Origin of the sequence: Shimia sp. R9_1, assembly GCF_017743775.1 — a bacterium.
Taxonomy (GTDB): domain Bacteria; phylum Pseudomonadota; class Alphaproteobacteria; order Rhodobacterales; family Rhodobacteraceae; genus Shimia.
This window is the reverse complement of the sequence record NZ_JAGHRN010000002.1, coordinates 282473-299723: the sequence shown is the minus strand read 5'-3', so window position 1 is coordinate 299723 and position 17251 is coordinate 282473. Positions and strand designations below refer to the sequence as shown.

General features: G+C 52.5%; 17 protein-coding genes. 9 read left to right on the top strand and 8 right to left on the bottom strand.

Translation table 11 applies throughout. The features are described from left to right. Window positions 1–73: 73 nt before the first annotated feature. A complete protein-coding gene (locus J7399_RS07775) occupies window positions 74–1459 on the bottom strand; it encodes a sensor histidine kinase RegB (protein ID WP_209058188.1) in 1386 nt (461 codons plus the stop codon). Window positions 1460–1543: 84 nt separating this feature from the next. Here J7399_RS07775 and J7399_RS07770 point away from each other — a divergent pair, with 84 nt between their 5' ends. Both J7399_RS07770 and J7399_RS07765 read left to right on the top strand, forming a co-directional pair. After that, on the top strand, window positions 1544–2173 hold the full coding sequence (locus tag J7399_RS07770; RefSeq protein WP_209085092.1) for an SCO family protein: 630 nt from the start codon (window positions 1544–1546) through the stop codon (window positions 2171–2173). Between the two features lie 70 nt (window positions 2174–2243). Beyond that, entirely contained in the window at window positions 2244–2798 is a 555-nt protein-coding gene (locus tag J7399_RS07765) for an ActR/PrrA/RegA family redox response regulator transcription factor (protein ID WP_209058183.1), read from the top strand. 140 nt (window positions 2799–2938) lie between these two features. On the opposite strand, the gene J7399_RS07760 is transcribed toward J7399_RS07765, so the two are convergent. Beyond that, window positions 2939–3826 carry a LysR family transcriptional regulator gene (locus tag J7399_RS07760; protein WP_209076377.1) on the bottom strand — a complete coding sequence of 296 codons (888 nt, stop codon included), beginning with the start codon at window positions 3824–3826 and terminating at the stop codon, window positions 2939–2941. Between the two features lie 137 nt (window positions 3827–3963). On the opposite strand from J7399_RS07760, the gene J7399_RS07755 reads away from it, so the two are divergent. Further along, window positions 3964–4647 carry a type 1 glutamine amidotransferase domain-containing protein gene (locus J7399_RS07755; protein ID WP_209085091.1) on the top strand — a complete coding sequence of 228 codons (684 nt, stop codon included), beginning with the start codon at window positions 3964–3966 and terminating at the stop codon, window positions 4645–4647. A 111-nt stretch (window positions 4648–4758) separates the two neighbouring features. On the opposite strand, the gene J7399_RS07750 is transcribed toward J7399_RS07755, so the two are convergent. The 3 genes from J7399_RS07750 to J7399_RS21075 all read right to left on the bottom strand — a co-directional run bounded on the left by J7399_RS07750 (window position 4759) and on the right by J7399_RS21075 (window position 6091). Then, on the bottom strand, window positions 4759–5253 hold the full coding sequence (locus J7399_RS07750; RefSeq protein WP_209058178.1) for a GNAT family N-acetyltransferase: 495 nt from the start codon (window positions 5251–5253) through the stop codon (window positions 4759–4761). Window positions 5254–5294: 41 nt separating this feature from the next. Beyond that, complete coding sequence (locus J7399_RS07745) at window positions 5295–5879, bottom strand: HD family hydrolase (RefSeq protein ID WP_209085090.1); 585 nt, start codon at window positions 5877–5879, stop codon at window positions 5295–5297. Between the two features lie 89 nt (window positions 5880–5968). Then, the gene (locus tag J7399_RS21075) at window positions 5969–6091 is read right to left on the bottom strand and encodes a hypothetical protein (RefSeq protein WP_280637777.1); all 123 of its coding nucleotides are present in this window, start codon (window positions 6089–6091) and stop codon (window positions 5969–5971) included. Window positions 6092–6415: 324 nt separating this feature from the next. Between J7399_RS21075 and J7399_RS07740 the strand changes: the two genes are divergently transcribed. From J7399_RS07740 to J7399_RS07730, 3 genes are all read left to right on the top strand, one after another. After that, window positions 6416–6739, top strand: coding sequence for a hypothetical protein (locus J7399_RS07740; RefSeq protein WP_209058171.1), 324 nt, complete (start codon window positions 6416–6418; stop codon window positions 6737–6739). Between the two features lie 175 nt (window positions 6740–6914). Next, the gene (ahcY, locus tag J7399_RS07735; protein ID WP_209085089.1) at window positions 6915–8300 is read left to right on the top strand and encodes an adenosylhomocysteinase; all 1386 of its coding nucleotides are present in this window, start codon (window positions 6915–6917) and stop codon (window positions 8298–8300) included. 155 nt (window positions 8301–8455) lie between these two features. Beyond that, entirely contained in the window at window positions 8456–9463 is a 1008-nt protein-coding gene (locus tag J7399_RS07730) for a glycosyltransferase (RefSeq protein ID WP_209085088.1), read from the top strand. Window positions 9464–9492: 29 nt separating this feature from the next. Here J7399_RS07730 and J7399_RS07725 read toward each other — a convergent pair whose 3' ends face one another. Further along, the gene (locus J7399_RS07725; protein WP_209058163.1) at window positions 9493–10320 is read right to left on the bottom strand and encodes an ABC transporter permease; all 828 of its coding nucleotides are present in this window, start codon (window positions 10318–10320) and stop codon (window positions 9493–9495) included. 178 nt (window positions 10321–10498) lie between these two features. On the opposite strand from J7399_RS07725, the gene J7399_RS07720 reads away from it, so the two are divergent. After that, the gene (locus J7399_RS07720; RefSeq protein WP_209058162.1) at window positions 10499–11860 is read left to right on the top strand and encodes a sugar transporter; all 1362 of its coding nucleotides are present in this window, start codon (window positions 10499–10501) and stop codon (window positions 11858–11860) included. An 8-nt stretch (window positions 11861–11868) separates the two neighbouring features. Beyond that, entirely contained in the window at window positions 11869–12522 is a 654-nt protein-coding gene (locus J7399_RS07715; protein ID WP_209058161.1) for an ABC transporter ATP-binding protein, read from the top strand. 287 nt (window positions 12523–12809) lie between these two features. Here the strand turns inward: J7399_RS07715 and J7399_RS07710 are convergent, their stop codons facing one another. Next, on the bottom strand, window positions 12810–13784 hold the full coding sequence (locus J7399_RS07710) for a class I SAM-dependent methyltransferase (RefSeq protein ID WP_209085087.1): 975 nt from the start codon (window positions 13782–13784) through the stop codon (window positions 12810–12812). Window positions 13785–13908: 124 nt separating this feature from the next. Beyond that, window positions 13909–15078 (bottom strand): UDP-galactopyranose mutase, encoded by a 1170-nt coding sequence (gene glf / locus J7399_RS07705; protein ID WP_209085086.1) that lies wholly within the window; start codon window positions 15076–15078, stop codon window positions 13909–13911. Window positions 15079–15378: 300 nt separating this feature from the next. Between glf and J7399_RS07700 the strand changes: the two genes are divergently transcribed. Then, window positions 15379–17160, top strand: a complete 1782-nt coding sequence (locus J7399_RS07700) for a glycosyltransferase (RefSeq protein WP_209085084.1) — start codon at window positions 15379–15381, stop codon at window positions 17158–17160. Window positions 17161–17251: the final 91 nt, after the last annotated feature.

Below are 17251 nucleotides of genomic sequence, written 5' to 3'. Positions count from 1 at the left end.
GAGGAAGGTCTTCGTTGAATTCGTTAAGAGTGTGCAAGAATCCGCTTGTTTTGCAAGATTTATCTGCTCAGGCCTATGTTTGATGCACCGGATTTTCGCCGCTTCCAACAAGATTGAGATTGAGGTTCGCCTCGATTTTTTGCCGCGGCCAAATGACCTCTACCACGGCGCCGCTGCGCGCCGTGGTAAAGCGGCCTTCCTCTATCACTTTGGAACCGTTTGCAAAACTGATCTCCGCACCGGATCTCTCCAGCAGCGTTTTTGCGATGAACAGGCCAAGCCCCATGCCCTCGTAGCCCGGACGCTTCTTGCGTTCCTTCTCTGGTTTGCGGTGCCGCATGAAAGGGTCGCCAATGCGGCCGATCAGATGGGGCGGGTAACCGGGCCCATCATCCAAGATGCGCAAATAGATCGACGTTTCGTCCCATTCTGTTTCAACCCAAACGTTCTCTCGGGCAAAGTCGACTGCGTTCTGAATGAGGTTTCTCAAGCCGTGGATGATCTCTGGCCGACGCAAAATTTCCGGGCCGTCCACGATCTCAAAATGATCAAATATGATCTCTTTGCCCCGATCCATATGAGGCTCGGCTGCCTCTTCGATGACTGTGGAAAGAGGTGCCTTGCGCAGGTGCAGATCGTCTTTGCCGGCACGGCCCATGGAGCGCAGGATGTCTCTGCATCGGTCGGTTTGCTCCCGGATCAGGGCGGCGTCTTCACGGAGATCCGGCCGGTCATCCAGCTCTTCAAACAGTTCCGCGCTCGCCAGTTTGATGGTGGCTAGGGGGGTCCCCAGCTCATGGGCGGCAGCGGCGACAACTCCTCCAAGATCGGTGAGCTTCTGCTCCCGTGCGAGCGCCATTTGAGTTGCCGCCAAGGCTTCGGCCATGGAGGACATCTCTGTCACTACCTGTCGCGAATAGAATGAGGAGAAGGAAATCGCGATCACGATGGCGGCCCAGTTGCCAAACAAGAACACGTCAGACACTTGTAGAATAAAGAAATTCTGGGTTCGTAGCGGCAGGTGAAACTCCAGCAGTGCAGTTACGATGATCACCGCCAGTGCGGCGAGCGTGACGGCGGAACGGAGCGACAGGACAGAGGCGGCGATGGTGACGGGGGCGACAACCAGAAAGGCGAAGGGGTTGTGCAGACCACCGGTCAGGAACAGCAAAAACCCGAGCTGCAGCACGTCAAACAACAGCATGTAGCGGTTCTCGGACTCGGTGAGCAACTTGTTCTCTGGAAAGACAAATATCGCGACAAGATTGCCGATCACCGAAATGCCCACCGCGAGGTAGCAAAGCCCGTATTCCAAAACCAGGCCAAAGCCGAATTGTGCCACAAGCAGCGCGACAATTTGCCCGGCAATCGCAATCCAGCGCAAAGCGATGAACGTACGCAGGCGAATCCAGTTGCTGCGTCGATTTGCGCTGAGCAGTTCGCCTGACAAATCCGTCATTTTCCGGCCTTTCCACTTGTGTCTTTGCCCGTACTTGATAGGTCTCTAGGCCATATCCCGCAACATGACTTGGTGAGGTGCGACATGGTTCGAATGGTGGCAGCTGTTGCTGTTTTTGTGGCGATCTTTGCGCTGGCCGCGATGTGGTTTGTTGGCCGCGGAGGTCATGGGTCAGATCAGTTTGCGCAGTGCCGTCAGGGGCAGGTCGCGGGCGGAGCCAGTGCGATTGGCGGGCCTTTTGAGCTGGTTGATGAAGATGGTCAGACGGTCACCGAGAAAGACGTTCTGACAGAGCCTGCGCTGATCTATTTCGGCTATACCTTCTGCCCGGATGTGTGCCCTCTGGACGCCACACGGAACGCGGAAGCCGCTGAAATCCTTGAGGAAGATGGGGATATCGTCACCCCGGTCTTCATCACCATCGACCCTGAGCGCGACACGCCGGAAGTGATGAAGGAATACACCGACTACATGCATCCGCGCATGATTGGCCTGTCCGGTTCCCCCGAGCAGGTGAAAGCCGCAAGCCAAGCCTATCGCACCTACTATAAAAAGCAGCCGGCAGAAGATGGGGATGAGGAGTATTACCTCGTGGATCACTCCACTTTCACCTACCTGACACTGCCAGGTCATGGGTTTGTGGAATACTTCCGTCGCGATGTTTCGGCAGCAGATATGGCCCAAAGAGTAGGCTGTTTCGTAGAAAACATGTAACGCAGGCCTCGGTTTGACCAAGATTGGCTGTGCCGTTACAAGTTAGAAAATTGGCATAGGAAACAGGCAAATGGCTGATAGCGCGCTGTCGGAGATCGGGCCGGACAAATCCCTCCTCCTCGTAGATGATGATGAACCGTTTCTGAAACGACTGGCAAAAGCCATGGAAAAACGGGGCTTTGAGGTGGAAACCGCCGGATCGGTTGCGGCGGGTCAAGCCATCGCGACGGCCCGTCCTCCAGCCTATGCTGTGGTTGATTTGCGCCTTGGGGACGGCAATGGATTGGACGTTGTTGAGGTCATCCGAGAGAAGCGGGAAGACAGCCGCGTGGTGGTGCTGACCGGCTACGGCGCGATTGCAACTGCTGTGGCTGCGGTGAAGATCGGGGCGACGGACTACCTCAGCAAACCGGCGGATGCGCAGGACGTGACCAATGCGCTTTTGAGCACCGGAGATGAGCTGCCGCCGCCACCGGAAAACCCGATGAGTGCGGATCGGGTGCGCTGGGAACACATCCAGCGGGTCTATGAATTGTGTGACCGCAATGTGAGTGAAACGGCGCGGCGGCTGAACATGCATCGCCGGACGTTGCAGCGGATTCTGGCTAAGCGCTCGCCGCGTTAATTTTGCTCTGAGTCGGCCAAAACGGCCTGTCTGTATCGCGGTGGTAACACGTCGGTATTGCGTCGGTGCGAATTTCGCCCGGCGCATTTAACTTTTTGCGCAACGGCTGCGCCGCCCGGATTTTTTGTAAAAAGCGCGTTTCAGCTGCGTTCGTTGGCAAAGGACGCCAGCAAGTGATCTATCGCCGCGCGCACATGGCGTGGCATGAGGCGGCGGTCTGCATAAACAATCCAGTGAGAGCGGCTCTGGTCCTCAAAACCTTCGAGGATGGGGGTGGCTTCGCCTGCGTCGATCAGCGGTTGCAGATTTCCAATGGGCGAATAGGCAATGCCAAAGCCACGCCGGACAGCATCCTGCATGAGTGGAATATTGTTGGTGCGCAGGCGGCCTGAGATTTTGACGGGCAGGGGGCTGCCGCTTTCCGGGTCGTGAAACAGCCAGGTGTCGTTGTTGGCAACAAGGCAGGAATGCTGGCGCAGATCCTGTGGCTTTTGCGGTGTGCCGTGGCGCGCGAGATATGCGGGGGCGGCGACGCAGGATAGCCGGTGGTTGACCAGTTTGCGTGCAATCAGCGAGCTGTTTGAGAGCACGCCGTAGCGCAGGGCAAAATCATAGCCATCCGCGATCAGATCCACATTGCGGTTGTTGAAATCTATCTCAAGCGTGATGCGCGGATTGGCTTGGGCAAAATCTAGAAGCCTTGGCGCCACCACCGTTTCGGCAAAGGGGCCAGCAGCAGACACACGGATCAGACCAGAAAGTGCGGCGACATCTCCTGCGATGCTCTGGTTGGCCTCCTGCAGGCCGGAGATGACGTTTTCGATCTGTGCGAGATATTCCGCCCCGCGTTCGGTGACCCGCACGGTGCGGGTGGTGCGCGCCAGAAGCTTTGTGCCGAGCCGGTCCTCCAGCGCCTGAACCCGGCGCGAGATATGAGAGGTGGACACATTGAGCCGCCGTGCTGCAGTGGTGAAGCTGCCGGTTTGCGCCACCGTGGCAAATTCTTCGATCCCGTCCCAGAGCGCCATCCCGCCATTCCTTATTGTTGCTCATGTGCAAAGATGTGTTGCCAGTTACGTCACTTGCGTCACCTATGCAATGATACCTAGATGCCTCCTCAGAAGGGGCGGCGCGGGCTGCCTCACATCATAGGCAGGAACATCTGATGACCAAAAAAATCCTCGTGGCACTGACATCCCATGACCAACTCGGCGATACTGGTGCAAAAACCGGCTTCTGGCTCGAAGAACTGGCCGCGCCTTACTATGAGTTCGTTGATGCAGGTTTTGAGGTCACGCTAGCGTCGCCCAAAGGGGGCTTGCCGCCGCTCGACCCAAAGAGCAATGAACCTGATTTCCAGACCGAGCACACTCACCGTTTTGAGGCGGATGCAGCGGCAAATTCCGCGCTGAACAGCACCGCAAAGTTGACAGATGTGGCGGCCGAGGATTTTGACGCGATCTTCTATCCCGGTGGCCACGGCCCAATGTGGGACCTGGTTGAGGATGCAGACTCCATCAAGCTGATCGAAGACTTCTTTGCAGCTAAAAAGCCGGTTGGCTCTGTCTGTCACGGCCCGATCGTTTTGGTGAACGCAAAGGATGCAGAGGGCGAATACATCGTCAAAGACCGCAAAGTGACCGGTTTTTCCAACACCGAAGAAGACGCCGTGGCGCTGACCAATGTTGTGCCGCAGCTGTTGGAAGACACGCTGATCGCCCGTGGCGGGATTTACTCCAAAGGTGAAGACTGGATGTCTTATGTGCAGAAAGACGGGCACCTGATCACCGGTCAGAACCCGAACTCCTCTGCCGCCGTGGCGCAGCAGGTGATTGAGGCGCTGTCTTAAGCCATTGAGCGCAGGAAAGGGGGGCGCTGCGGAAGCATAGGTTTGCCTGCGCAGCACCTCAGATCTGTTTCACGTGAAACGACGCGCCGGAGATCTTCTCTGGCGCGTTTGTTATGTCAGGTCGTAACGTTTGTGGATTTTGTCCACGGTGGTGCCATCGGCCAGCGCGACGTCGGATTTCCGCGCGTAGGTTTCAAAGCTGCGGCTTTGATAGTAGGCGAGGCCACCGGCGTTGTCGGCGCGGATTTCGGCGTTGATCCATTCATAGCCCAATTTGCGCGCAGCCGTCTTTGTGGCGTCAAACAGTTTGGAGCCGATGCCCATGCCGGTTTGGCCGGTTTTGACAAAAGTGCCGATGTCGCAGGCTTCCGGGGGCAGGGCGGCATAGGGGCCGATCCATTGAAAGCCCAAGAGCGTGCCGTTTTCGGCGAGGGCGACATGCCAGGTGGCGTCCTCCGGATTGGCCATCAGCCATTCGCCAAGCGCTTCTTTGGTCATGGTCTTGGTGATCGCGGTGGTGCCGCCCGCTGCGATGATTTCATTGAGCAGATCGGCGGTTTGACGCAGGTCGGCTTGTGTGCCGGGTTGAATGGAAATTTGTGTCATAAAATTAGATCCAAATAGAGACTAAATAAGCTGAAATAGGTTTAAATTTGCGCCAGTAATGCGGCGTGTCGGCGGGTAAAATCGGTGCGCACCTCTACGGGTGGGCGTAGGTCAATGGTGAGCCCGTCAATCACGTCCGGGTCGGGCACCCCAAAGAGTTTGTTGGCCTCAGCCACGGAAAAGCCTGCGATCTGCGTCGCTTCCATCCAGGCGGAGATCTTATCGGCTTTCTTGATCTGGGCCTTGAGGCGCTTGGGCGTTTCGGCGGGCAATCCAAAGCGGATGTGAATGGCGGCGGTCAGACGGTCATCAAGCTGGCCGTAGCCAGGGCCCACCGCGGCTTTCACCGGGGAAATCATATCGCCAATGACATATTCCGGCGCATCATGCAGAAGCGCGGTGAGCCGGGTCTTGGGCGTCGCGGATTTATACATGCGGCGATAGATGTCTTCGACCAGCAGGGAATGCTCGGCCACGGAATAGGCAAAATCCCCATGGGTTTGCCCGTTCCAGCGCGCGACAAAGGCGAGGCCATGGGCGATGTCTTCGATCTCTATGTCCACAGGTGTGGGGTCAAGCAGATCGAGCCTGCGCCCTGATAGCATCCGTTGCCAGGCTCGTGCCATGTGTTTGCGCTCCCAAGTGTTCGCAAAATACCTACGCCAGCCACAGGGCGCAGGGCAAGCGTGCGCGAAACGCAGGCATTAGGCTGTGCTCAGCCAGCGGTGCCGCTTACGGTCAGCAACACACTTGTGACCACGATGAGCGACGCCAAAATGAGGACGGTGGGCACCAGCCGCGCAAACCGCAACCGGGCCTTCTGAGAGGGGGTAATCATAATTTCTTCCTAAAATACCCTTTCTTTATAACAGTCTAACAGCTTGTGGAAAAGTCAGGGGAGTCTGACTTTTGCAGGTAGAGCATTGCCTAAAAATCAGGCAGCGCCACAAAACCGCCACATTCTTCGGGCAGTCTGAAAAGGTGTTGGGATCACATGCTGCCGCAAAACAACGTGATCACGCGTGTTTTGAAAAACCGGCGTATGACACCAACATGACTAGCGAGGGGGACACGTAACTTATCTACGTCCTCCCGCGTGTCCCTCTCTCCAACCCCAGCGCCTGTTGCTGATGCAATTGGCCGCGCGTGAAAGGAGAGCGCTATGTTTAAGAGACTTGTAGGATCCGCCCTGTTGTTTGGTATGGCCGCAGCCGCCCCACCCGCTTTTGCCCAAGGATGTGCAGATCGCGAGACATTGGTAGAGCGGTTGCAATCCAAATACTCCGAGGTCAGGACCGCCGGGGGCTTACACGGCTCGGCCTCAAACACCCAATCGGCGGCACTTGTGGAGGTCTGGTCCTCCGAAAAAACCGGAACATTCACCGTGATTTTGACGAATGCACAGGGGGTCTCCTGTGTGGTCGCTGCCGGGACCGACTGGTTCCAGCACGTGCCGATGCCCGAGCCGCCGGGCGTAAATGGCTAGCGCGTTTGGCGCAGAAAAACTGTATCGCCTGTGCCAACCGCGCGCAAAGCGCTGAAATATCGACGGATTGGCACTGGCCACACAGGCCGACAGGCTCAAATCTCTGCGCCGTTGTGCAACACCCATAGGGGTGCTATCTGGTCGCCAAGGAAACCCTGCATAGGAGCTGGGCGCCATGGCGACCGAATACACTGTAAAAGACATTTCGCTGGCCGATTTTGGCCGCAAGGAACTGGACATTGCCGAAACCGAAATGCCGGGCCTGATGGCGCTGCGCGAGGAATACGGCGAAGCGAAGCCACTGAGCGGTGCGCGCATCGTTGGCTCGCTGCACATGACCATTCAGACCGCTGTTCTGATTGAAACGCTGGTGGCGCTGGGTGCGGATGTGCGCTGGGCGAGCTGCAACATCTTCTCCACTCAGGATCACGCGGCGGCGGCGATTGCCAAAGCGGGCATTCCGGTGTTTGCGATCAAAGGCCAGAGCCTTGAGGAGCACTGGGACTATCTCGACAAGTCGTTCCTGTTTGAAGACGGCCCGAACATGATCCTCGATGATGGCGGCGACGCGACGCTCTACGTGCTGCTGGGTGCGAAAGCCGAAGCGGGCGAAGATCTCGGCGTGCCAACCTCTGAAGAAGAGGAAGTGATCCACAAGCAGATCGCCAAGCGTATGGCGGCAAGCCCCGGCTGGTTCACCAAGACCCGCGACGCGATCCAAGGCGTGTCTGAGGAAACCACCACCGGTGTGCACCGTCTCTATGATCTGGTGAAGCGCGGCGAGCTGCCTTTCCCGGCGATCAACGTGAACGACTCCGTCACCAAGTCGAAGTTCGACAACAAATACGGCTGTAAAGAGAGCCTCGTGGACGGCATCCGCCGCGCCACCGACACCATGATGGCTGGCAAAGTGGCGGTTGTCTGTGGTTATGGCGATGTGGGCAAAGGCTCCGCCGCCTCCCTGCGCGGCGCGGGTGCCCGTGTGAAAGTCACCGAAGTAGACCCGATCTGCGCCCTGCAGGCGGCGATGGACGGCTTTGAAGTGACCACGCTGGAAGACGAAGCGGGGACTGCGGATATCTTCATCACCACCACCGGCAACAAAGACGTGATCCGCATCGAGCACATGCGCGAGATGAAGGACATGGCGATTGTTGGCAACATCGGCCACTTCGACAATGAAATTCAGGTGGCCAACCTGAAGAACCACAAGTGGACCAACATCAAAGAACAGGTCGACATGATCGAGATGCCATCCGGCAGCCGCTTGATCCTGCTCTCTGAAGGCCGTTTGCTGAACCTCGGCAACGCCACCGGCCACCCATCCTTTGTGATGTCTGCATCTTTCACCAACCAGGTGCTGGCGCAGATCGAGCTCTTCACCAAAGGTGAGGAATACAAAAACGAAGTCTACATCCTGCCCAAGCATCTGGATGAGAAAGTGGCCGCGCTGCACCTCGCCAAAGTGGGCGCGAAGCTCTCCAAGCTCAGCAAAGAGCAGGCAGACTACATCGGTGTCGGCACCGAAGGCCCGTTCAAGCCAGAGCACTACCGCTATTAAGGTGGTTTAGAGCCTGAAACAAATAAACGGCGCTCCTGAGAAGGCGGGCCGTTTTTGTTGAGACCGACGCTGTTGTGCTTCAATAAGAGACGAAACAGCTTTTGCGAAGTGCCTGGCGCAAAGCAAGCGCAGGCAAATTTTTTGAAGGTTAAACTGTGAATAGAACTTCCGCTCCGAAACGTTTGGTCGCTGTTGTCGTAACGTTCAACCGGCTCGAGAAGTTGAAAGAAACGCTACACCGGCTGCTGGAAAGCCCAGTGGAGGAGCTTTCTTCGGTTGTGGTTGTCGACAACGCGTCCACTGACGGAACAGGTGATTGGTTGTCATTTCTTACAGATGATCGTCTCGATCTGATTTTGAGTGACACCAACACGGGTGGTGCTGGCGGGTTTGAAATGGGTATGCGCCACGCCATGGAGGCCCATCAACCTGACTGGTTGGTGGTAATGGATGACGACGGCAGACCAGAACCTGGAGCGCTGGCGGTCTTTCATGGTTTGCCGGATGGCAAGTGGGATGCGGTGGCGGCTGCGGTCTATTTCCCCAGTGGCGAAATTTGTGAGATGAACCGGCCCTCTCGCAATCCATTTTGGCATTGGAAAGAGTTTCTGCGCACGCTCGCGGGCGGTGGTCGTTCCGGCTTTCATATTCCCCCAAGCGCTTACGACGGAGAGGGGTTCCAGATTGACGTCACTTCTTTTGTTGGCTTTTTCGTTTCTGCAGAAATGGTTAGGCGGATCGGGTACCCAGATCCGGCGTTGTTCATCTACGGAGATGACGGTATTTATACGCTTGGCTTAAGTAAGTCTGGTGGGCGTATAGGGTTTGAGCCCTCTGTTCGTTTTGAGCATGATCTGACCAGCTTCAGTGATCAGGCGGCGCAATCCCAAGGCAAAGTTGTCCAACGCGGACGCCTGTCACCATTGTGGAAAGTCTATTACTATCACAGAAATCTGCTGATCATGTATCGATTGGCTGCAGGCGTGCTGTTTTGGCCGGCATTACTGGTGGTATTGCCGAAGTGGATCGCCAAATCTAGGCACTATGGTGAGGAAAAATCGACATTCCTACGGCTTCTTAAGCATTCAATCATTGATGCAATCGGAAAGCGCAGGCATGCAACCTTCGCTGAGATCAGAAAAATTGCCAAACCTGATAGTTAGACAAGCCACAAAGTTGACCGATCACACCTTTAGCGGTTGACGATCTCGCGATTGTACCTGTTCAGCATTAAAAACCCAAATGTTATCAAGGTCATTGATACCAGTAGCACGTATGTGATGCTCGCGTAGTCAGCTGAGTAAGTTGGGTAAAACCCTTTGCGCATTAGGCCAACAATATGGATCAATGGGTTGTACCAAAGCACATCTTGGGCAAGCTCTGGCATATCGTCGTAGAGGAAGAACGTTCCAGATGCTATGAAGAGTGGCCGGTTAATCACACTCCATATGATGTCCCATATTGGAAAGAATGCAGTTATCACTTGGTTTATTGCTCCAATACCTAAGCCCAGCAATAGGGACAGCAGTATGGCTATGCCTATCAAAGGTGGATAGGCGGTAGCTTGTGTTCGGTCCAGGAGCATTATCCCTGTCATCAGCAGGACTGTATTGAAAGCCCCTGTAAGGCCGTTCAAAAAGAAACGGGCGAGTATCGCGTCTACCCAAGTTACAGCGGGATAGCGCAGTAGGGGTCTGGAAAAATCGATAGCGTGCCTGCATGCTCTCGACAGTGTTATATAGAGTTCAAAGGGCATGTAACCGGTCGCGTAGAACAAAAAAAAGCTTGTTCCAAGCGGCGGGGAGGCGAATATCAATGAGAACCCAAGGCTCAGGAAAAGTACAGCTGCGAGTGGCTCAAGTACAGTCCAGAGATACCCGCCAGGTGTGCGGCCATATCGTGTAGACATTTCCCGTAGAATAAGCGCAAGGATGGTTCGAATGGTCGCGAAATTGCGATAAGCACTCCTAACAGGCCTAGCAGTTAACGCCACTTTGTGGGAATCAGGTGTTTCAACCATGGAGAAAGTCGTAAATCCGTTGTGGCTAGCGTAGCGCGCAGTATATTATGGGCGATAGGGCCGTGGATTGCAATTGACCCTCACGAGGCAAATTTAACCCTGTTGGCAGACAAAAGATTTCCTTGAAGATGTGACCTTTGTTATGTCTCCGAATGGTAACCAATAGAGCGACTTAGCTTTGACAGATAATGTAACTCCGATCAAACCGAACGAGGATGCGGCTAAGCCTAAGGCTAGTGAAACTGCAGAAGCAGAAAAAAAAGCGTCAACAGTATCGGTATCAGCACCTCAGAATCCTTCGCAAAACGCCGAAATTGCCGAATTACGCAAAAAGGCTAAGGCTGCAGAGGACAAGGTAAAGGAGCTAAATAAGAAATTAGCTAAACCCCAAATTGCTCCTCTGGCGCGGCCGGCTCGGATGAAAAGCCGCCATTGGGGGGTGCTGGCGAGTTTTGTGCTGTCAGTGATAACTCCGCTTGCAGCTGTGATCTTGTATTTGATGATTGTCGCAGGTGACCAGTATATTTCGAAGGCTGGTTTTACTGTTCGTAGCCAGGATGGTGCTAGCGCAACAGACCTTTTAGGAGGACTGGCACAGTTCACCGGCGCCGGAGGTGCAACTGCTTCGGACACTGCCATCTTGTATGAGTACATTCATAGCCAAGAAATGGTTGAAGCGGTTGATCGGGAGCTCGATATACTTGGGCACTATTCCCGAGAATGGCCTAGAGATTGGGTATTTGCGATTTGGCCGAGCGCTACGATCGAAGACCTTACCTGGTTTTGGCAGCGTATTGTAAGCGTTTCCTATGACAGCAGCACCGGACTGATTGAGGTACAAGTGACCGCGTTTGATCCGGAAACGGCGCAAGCGATATCTAAAGCGATTGTGGCAAACTCGCAAATGAGAGTGAATTCTCTCAACGAGCAAGCTAGAGATGATGCTATGCGCTATGCGCGTACCGATTTGGATGAGGCTTTAGAACAGCTGAAGGCCGCGCGTGAAGCAATGGTACAGTTCCGAACTAGAACACGTATCGTTGATCCAGAAGCCGACATTCAAGGCCGAATGGGGGTCATGAATAATCTGCAACAGCAGCTGGCAGAGGCGTTGGTTGAGTTCGATTTGTTGAGCGGATCAGTGGGTGTCAACGATCCAAGATTGAGGAATGCCGAGAGATTGATTGGCGTTATCCGGACAAGGATTGACCAAGAGCGAACCAGCTTCATTGCCGAAGAGATAGCAGAGACCGGGAATGGTGGCGAATCATATCCTGCTCTAATCTCGGAGTATGAACGACTAAGTGTCGACCGAGTATTCGCCGAAGAGATGTATCGCGTTGCGCAGACATCGTTTGAACTTGCACGTGACGAAGCCGCTCGACAAAGCCGTTATCTCGCGACCTACATCAACCCAACGAAAGCAGAGAGCTCTGAATACCCCAACCGATGGATCGTGTCTGCGATTGCCGGGATCGTTTTGCTAATGGGCTGGTCGATCATAGTACTGGTTTACTATTCGGTGCGAGATAGACGTTAAGGTTCGAAATGATCCGACTAGAAAACTTGAGCAAGAGCTTTTGGATCAAGGGTGAGCAAAAGACTGTTATCGACAATTTGTCGCTGACGATACCATCGGGAAAGTCTCTGGCTCTGCTTGGTAGAAATGGTGCGGGGAAGTCCACACTCCTTGAAATAATAGCAGGGACCTTACACGCGGATAGCGGAAGGGTTTTAAGCGACGGGACTATTTCTTGGCCGGTCGGACTTGCTGCTTCGTTTCACGGGGATTTAACGGGAGCGGAGAACGTTCGATTTATTGCCCGTATCTACGGAGTAGACACCGACGATTTGGTAGACTTTGTTGGGAGTTTTGCAGAGCTTGGCAATTCATACTTTATGCCGATGCGTACATACTCCAGCGGTATGAGGTCGCGATTAACCTTCGGAGCATCCATGGGAATTAAGTTTGATACCTACCTGGTGGATGAGGTTACTGCAGTTGGAGATCAAGCGTTCAAACGAAAAAGCCAGAGAGTTTTTATCGAACGTATGAAAACTTCGTCAGCCATCATGGTTAATCATTCCATGGGGGAAATCCGGCAGTTTTGCAATGCAGGGGTCGTTTTGGACAATGGACATGGGGAGTATTTTGATGATCTTGAAGAGGCTATCAAGGTACATCAAGAAATACTGAGGTAGTTCGTCGAGTATGTTGAGGTTCAGCTGTGAACTGGCAGTTGGCTGGTTTTTTGGCGGCGTCTGCCAGGTCAAGTTGGTCAGAAAATTTTCCTTCCAGATCTCTTTGCTAACAATCTTGGTCTGTGATGACCCAATGGGATGAACCTCTCTCCCACCAAACCATCGACGTTTTGGTGAACATAGGTCGAGAAAGGAACTTCAGATGGGCAACGAAGTTATCGAGACAGCTCAGAAGATCAAAACCTAAATCAAGCTTGCTAATGCATGCTGTCTCTTTGGGGAGTATCTCATGTCAGAATTACAGCAACCTGTTCATGCTTCCTGTTGTAAGTTAAATATTCATATCCAAGGTTTGTCTCACTCAAGAATTCTTGAAACGCCTGGAACTCTCCAACTTTCCAGCCATCATAGTTAAAGTACTCGTCAAAAACGATGACACTGCCCACAATCAATTGATCTTTTAGTTCGCGGAAAATCGTTTTTGTGGAGCTATAGAGATCGCAATCCACATGTAGGAAGGTAACCGGCTTTTTAGCTCTCTGATCTTCCGCAAGATACTTTGGCAGACTGTCGTCGAACCAGCCTTTATGTAGATGGACATTTTCGGCCACCTCGGGCAACTGATCTTGTCTGAAATGACCCGCCGCATATCCGTCCCGCCACGCTTCAGGCAAACCCTCGAAAGAATCAAAGCCATCCACCGTCCAGTTGGGACGCTTTTCTGCGATGTAGTTAATCGTTCGTCCGGTCAAAACACCAAACTCAAGCGCCAAACCGCCAGTTAACTTCGAATGGTCCAGTGCAATATCGATCACTTTAAATTTGTGATCAACCGATTGAACGTGAGACATGGCTTCACGAATATACTCAGCTGTCTGCTGAGTGGCCTGTCCTTGAAGGACATGGCGTAGGTCAGCTTTCTTGGCTTGAACATCTCTCCAAGAAGAAAGAAGGCCACCTGTTTGCTGCGCTATTTTTTCTTGTTGGGCGATAGAACTTAGTCTTGTCGTTTGCTGCTCTTTGAGCAGCGTGATCGCCTCTTTAACTTCTTTTTCTAGCGCGGCAACCTTGCAGGATACCTGGTCTAGATGTTGCGCCATATCAGTATCCGCGCCAATCCATTTTTCAGCGTGTTGGTCTATAGGGGCCATAGCAGCATCAAGCTTTTGAGTGATCTGCTCCAACGCTTTTGACTGATCTAGAACCAATCGTTCTGTCTGAACTCTTAGTTCAGTTTGCTTGGCAATGAGTTCCTCACGCATGTCCGAACAAGCAACTCTTCCAGCCTTCCTAAGGTAGCGCGCCAATAGTCTTTTCATTGTTCTTAGCTTTAAATTCCAATTTATTCTTATCCATTTTGCGCAGCGAAAGGCATCCCAGTTCTACTTAAATCACTGACACAAAAAAAGGTTTAGCAGCTTGTCCAGAATTTTGAAGCGACATAAATGACTTCGCCGTGTCCAGAGCTTCACGTATAGTTACGTCCATGTCGAGATATCGATAGGTTCCCAGCCGCCCAACAAAGGTCACGCCCGAAGTCGTCTCAGCAAGTGAGACATAGGCATTGAGCAGCTCTTTTTCTTTTACCTGCCGAATGGGATAATAGGGGATATCGGCAGGTTCTGCGGCGCGGGAGTACTCTCGATAACAAACAGAGCCTGCATGGCTCTCCCAAGGAGAGAAATGTTTGTGTTCGGTGATGCGGGTATATGGCACCTCCTCCTCACCATAGTTCATAACCGCGCACCCTTGAAAGTCTCCTTCAAAGGTAAACCGCTCAAAATCCAGAGTACGATACCCTAGTCGTCCTAGTTCATACTCGAAATAGCCATCGAGCGGACCCGAGTAAAATACATGGTCATAGTGTACCGACATCTCTCGAGTGAAAGTTGTAGAGAGCTTGACGTTAATGTTCTCGTGATCAAGGATTTTTTCAATCATTGAAGTATAGCCATTTTCTGGCATGCCCTGATACTTGTGAAAGAAGTAATTGTCATCGTAGTTGAAACGTACAGGAAGACGTTTCAAGATCGAGGCAGGCAATTCGCTAGGGGCCATCCCCCATTGCTTAATGGTATAGCCCTTGAAGAATGCTTCATAGAGATCCTTACCCACAAAGCGTAGCGCTTGCTCTTCAAAAGTTTCGGGTTTTTCAATGGACAAATCAGCCTGTTCTTCAGCGATGAAGGTCGCCGCTTCTTCTGGGTTCAGAGTTTTTCCGAAGAACTGGTTGATAGTGTGAAGATTGATTGGAAGCGAGAAAACGCCGCGTTCACCCGACGCATTCTTGGAAGTCGTCTTGACCCGGTTTTTATAGGGCATGAACCGCTCAAATCTGTTCACATAGTCCCAAACTTCTTCATCGTCTGTATGAAAAATATGAGGTCCATAAATGTGGACCATGACATCTGTTTTTTCGTCGCGTTTGGTATGGCAATTTCCGCCGATGTGGTCGCGGGAGTCGACGACATCGACTGCGTGACCCGCTTCAGCCAAACATCTGCCAATTACAGCACCAGAAAGTCCTGCACCCACCATTAGATATTTGCCTGACATTTGTAGGCCTCCTGCTCGTTCTTTATCGAGAGGAGTATCTGAATGCCTTTAGTTGCGCAACCGAACCTCGAAGCAGGTAAAATTCAGTGACTTGAATTCCATGGGTAACGATTTCATAGGTTGCGATCTCAGTTCCCAAGGGCGTACACGTAAGGGGAAATCAAGCCTCCGATAATGCGGTAGAGGGCAATGATATCCGGGAGATCAGGCCCAAGAGAACTCGCACGCGAAATGATCAACCTCGGAACACCGGAAACAGATTTCGAAAGATAAAAGTATAATGACTGAGCCAATTCACCGATGTTTTCACTGCAAAACCTAGTATTTCCGGATCCAGAACTTGGCTTCAACGAGCAACTATATTTCAGACACGTTTCTGGCGATAAAACAGACGCGACATTTAATGCGTATGCGGTCCCAAAAGATGCGTCCATCGCTTTTGACAGCTACTTCAATCTATTTGACTTAGCGCGATGGCAGCATGTTTGTGACTTACACAATTTTTCGGCTAGACTCGTTGGCCAGGGACAGTTTGTCGTTCAATTCAAGCTCGCAGCGAGCCATCAATCTGTGCCACTGGTTATCGCTGATTTTTCTGGAGATTTTTCTAAGGACAGAGAAATCCAAATTGAATTCAATCTTCCTAGCTCATGCGTGAAAGGCGGTGTGATTTACGCAGAATTCAAAGCTCTGTCCGAGAATGCGGAGATACGCCAACTTTCCTACCAAACAAGTACTCCTCCGCTAAGGTGGCCACAGATGGCCCTTGCGATTACCACGTTCTTGCGAGAGCAAGCTGTCACATCCACGATAGAGCGCTTGGAAAACTTCATAAGAAACTGGGAATTTGGCAGGCATTTGTCCCTACAGGTTGTGGACAATGGGAATAGTCTACATTCAGTTTGCGCAGAAAATTTGAGGATTTTCTCCAACCCCAATTATGGCGGTGCTGGTGGTTTTGCTCGCAATCTGATCGAGGCACGAAACGTAGATGCGAGCCATTGCTTGTTTATGGATGACGATGCAAGCTGCCATCCTGAAAGTATCGCTAGAGCGTATATGTTGTTAGCCTATGCGATCTCCGAACACACTGCTGTGGCGGGGGCTATGATTGATACAGCACACCCATGGAAGATGTGGGAAAATGGAGCCACGTTTGATGGAACGTGCTCGCCGTTGCACAACGGTGTGGACTTGCGCAAATCAGGCGAATTGCAACAGATGTTGGCGCTGTCTCTGCCCCGGAAAGACCAGGAAATTTATGGCGCTTGGTGGTTTTTTGCTTTCCCTATTAGCGTTGTTAAACACTACCCATTTCCTTTCTTTGTTCGTGGAGACGACGTAAATTTCTCACTCTCTAATCCGTTTGAAGTTCAGACTTTGTCCGGGGTTGCCTCACTTCAAGAAGACTTCGCGCAAAAAGAAAGTGCTTTTACACTCTATCTTGACATGCGCCATCCGCTGGTGACGCACATGTCTCTTCCAAGAATACAAAAGTCGGCTCTGAGTATGATCTGGATGGCTGTTCGTCCAATACTCCGCTCGATGCTTCGTCTCCAATATGCTGCCGCCGATATGCAACTTCTTGCATGGAGGGACGTAATGAAAGGCCCAGATTTTTTTGTCGCCAACCTCGATATGTCATCACGTCGCGCGCTGATCAGTTCGCTAGCTGCCTCTGAAAGATGGCAGAACACTCCGGTGAACAGCGCATGTTCAGCACCGAAACCCAAAAAACGTGCGCAGTTCTTTTGGCGAGCCATTGGAGCAGCAACATTAAATGGGCACATGCTCCCGCTCTGGAATAAGATGGCTCCCCATCTGCAGCTGAGCCTTTCTGAACGGGGTCGTTTGTCAAACCTGCTTGGAGCAGGGAATATTACCTATGCTACCCATGATGGCGCCGCTCATATGGCGCTTTCACATTCGAAAAAGAGGTTCTGGAGAACTTCCTTGGGTCTACTGATAACTTCCCTGAAGTTTTTATTAAGGTATAGGAGCATCCGAAAATCGTACGCAAATGCCTTTGCTGAAATGACGGCTGCAGAATTTTGGGAGGGTTGCCTAGGTTTACCCAAATGACAGGACGCGGAGATCAGTTTGTTCTTTCGGTTTTTGATTCAGGTCCTAAGATCCGTTTTCTCTCCCTTGCCTGTCGTCTTCATACACGAGC

Excerpts from the sequence above, each read along its gene's own strand:
- J7399_RS07745 (WP_209085090.1), bottom strand. The coding sequence starts at position 5,879 with ATGGCACGAGCCTGGCAACGGATGCTATCAGGGCGCAGGCTCGATCTG.
- J7399_RS07775 (WP_209058188.1), bottom strand. The coding sequence starts at position 1,459 with ATGACGGATTTGTCAGGCGAACTGCTCAGCGCAAATCGACGCAGCAAC.
- J7399_RS07770 (WP_209085092.1), top strand. The coding sequence starts at position 1,544 with ATGGTTCGAATGGTGGCAGCTGTTGCTGTTTTTGTGGCGATCTTTGCG.
- glf (WP_209085086.1), bottom strand. The coding sequence starts at position 15,078 with ATGTCAGGCAAATATCTAATGGTGGGTGCAGGACTTTCTGGTGCTGTA.
- J7399_RS07725 (WP_209058163.1), bottom strand. The coding sequence starts at position 10,320 with ATGGTTGAAACACCTGATTCCCACAAAGTGGCGTTAACTGCTAGGCCT.
- ahcY (WP_209085089.1), top strand. The coding sequence starts at position 6,915 with ATGGCGACCGAATACACTGTAAAAGACATTTCGCTGGCCGATTTTGGC.
- J7399_RS07700 (WP_209085084.1), top strand. The coding sequence starts at position 15,379 with ATGTTTTCACTGCAAAACCTAGTATTTCCGGATCCAGAACTTGGCTTC.
- J7399_RS07750 (WP_209058178.1), bottom strand. The coding sequence starts at position 5,253 with ATGACACAAATTTCCATTCAACCCGGCACACAAGCCGACCTGCGTCAA.
- J7399_RS07715 (WP_209058161.1), top strand. The coding sequence starts at position 11,869 with ATGATCCGACTAGAAAACTTGAGCAAGAGCTTTTGGATCAAGGGTGAG.
- J7399_RS07765 (WP_209058183.1), top strand. The coding sequence starts at position 2,244 with ATGGCTGATAGCGCGCTGTCGGAGATCGGGCCGGACAAATCCCTCCTC.
- J7399_RS07740 (WP_209058171.1), top strand. The coding sequence starts at position 6,416 with ATGTTTAAGAGACTTGTAGGATCCGCCCTGTTGTTTGGTATGGCCGCA.
- J7399_RS07760 (WP_209076377.1), bottom strand. The coding sequence starts at position 3,826 with ATGGCGCTCTGGGACGGGATCGAAGAATTTGCCACGGTGGCGCAAACC.
- J7399_RS07755 (WP_209085091.1), top strand. The coding sequence starts at position 3,964 with ATGACCAAAAAAATCCTCGTGGCACTGACATCCCATGACCAACTCGGC.
- J7399_RS07710 (WP_209085087.1), bottom strand. The coding sequence starts at position 13,784 with ATGCGTGAGGAACTCATTGCCAAGCAAACTGAACTAAGAGTTCAGACA.
- J7399_RS21075 (WP_280637777.1), bottom strand. The coding sequence starts at position 6,091 with ATGATTACCCCCTCTCAGAAGGCCCGGTTGCGGTTTGCGCGGCTGGTG.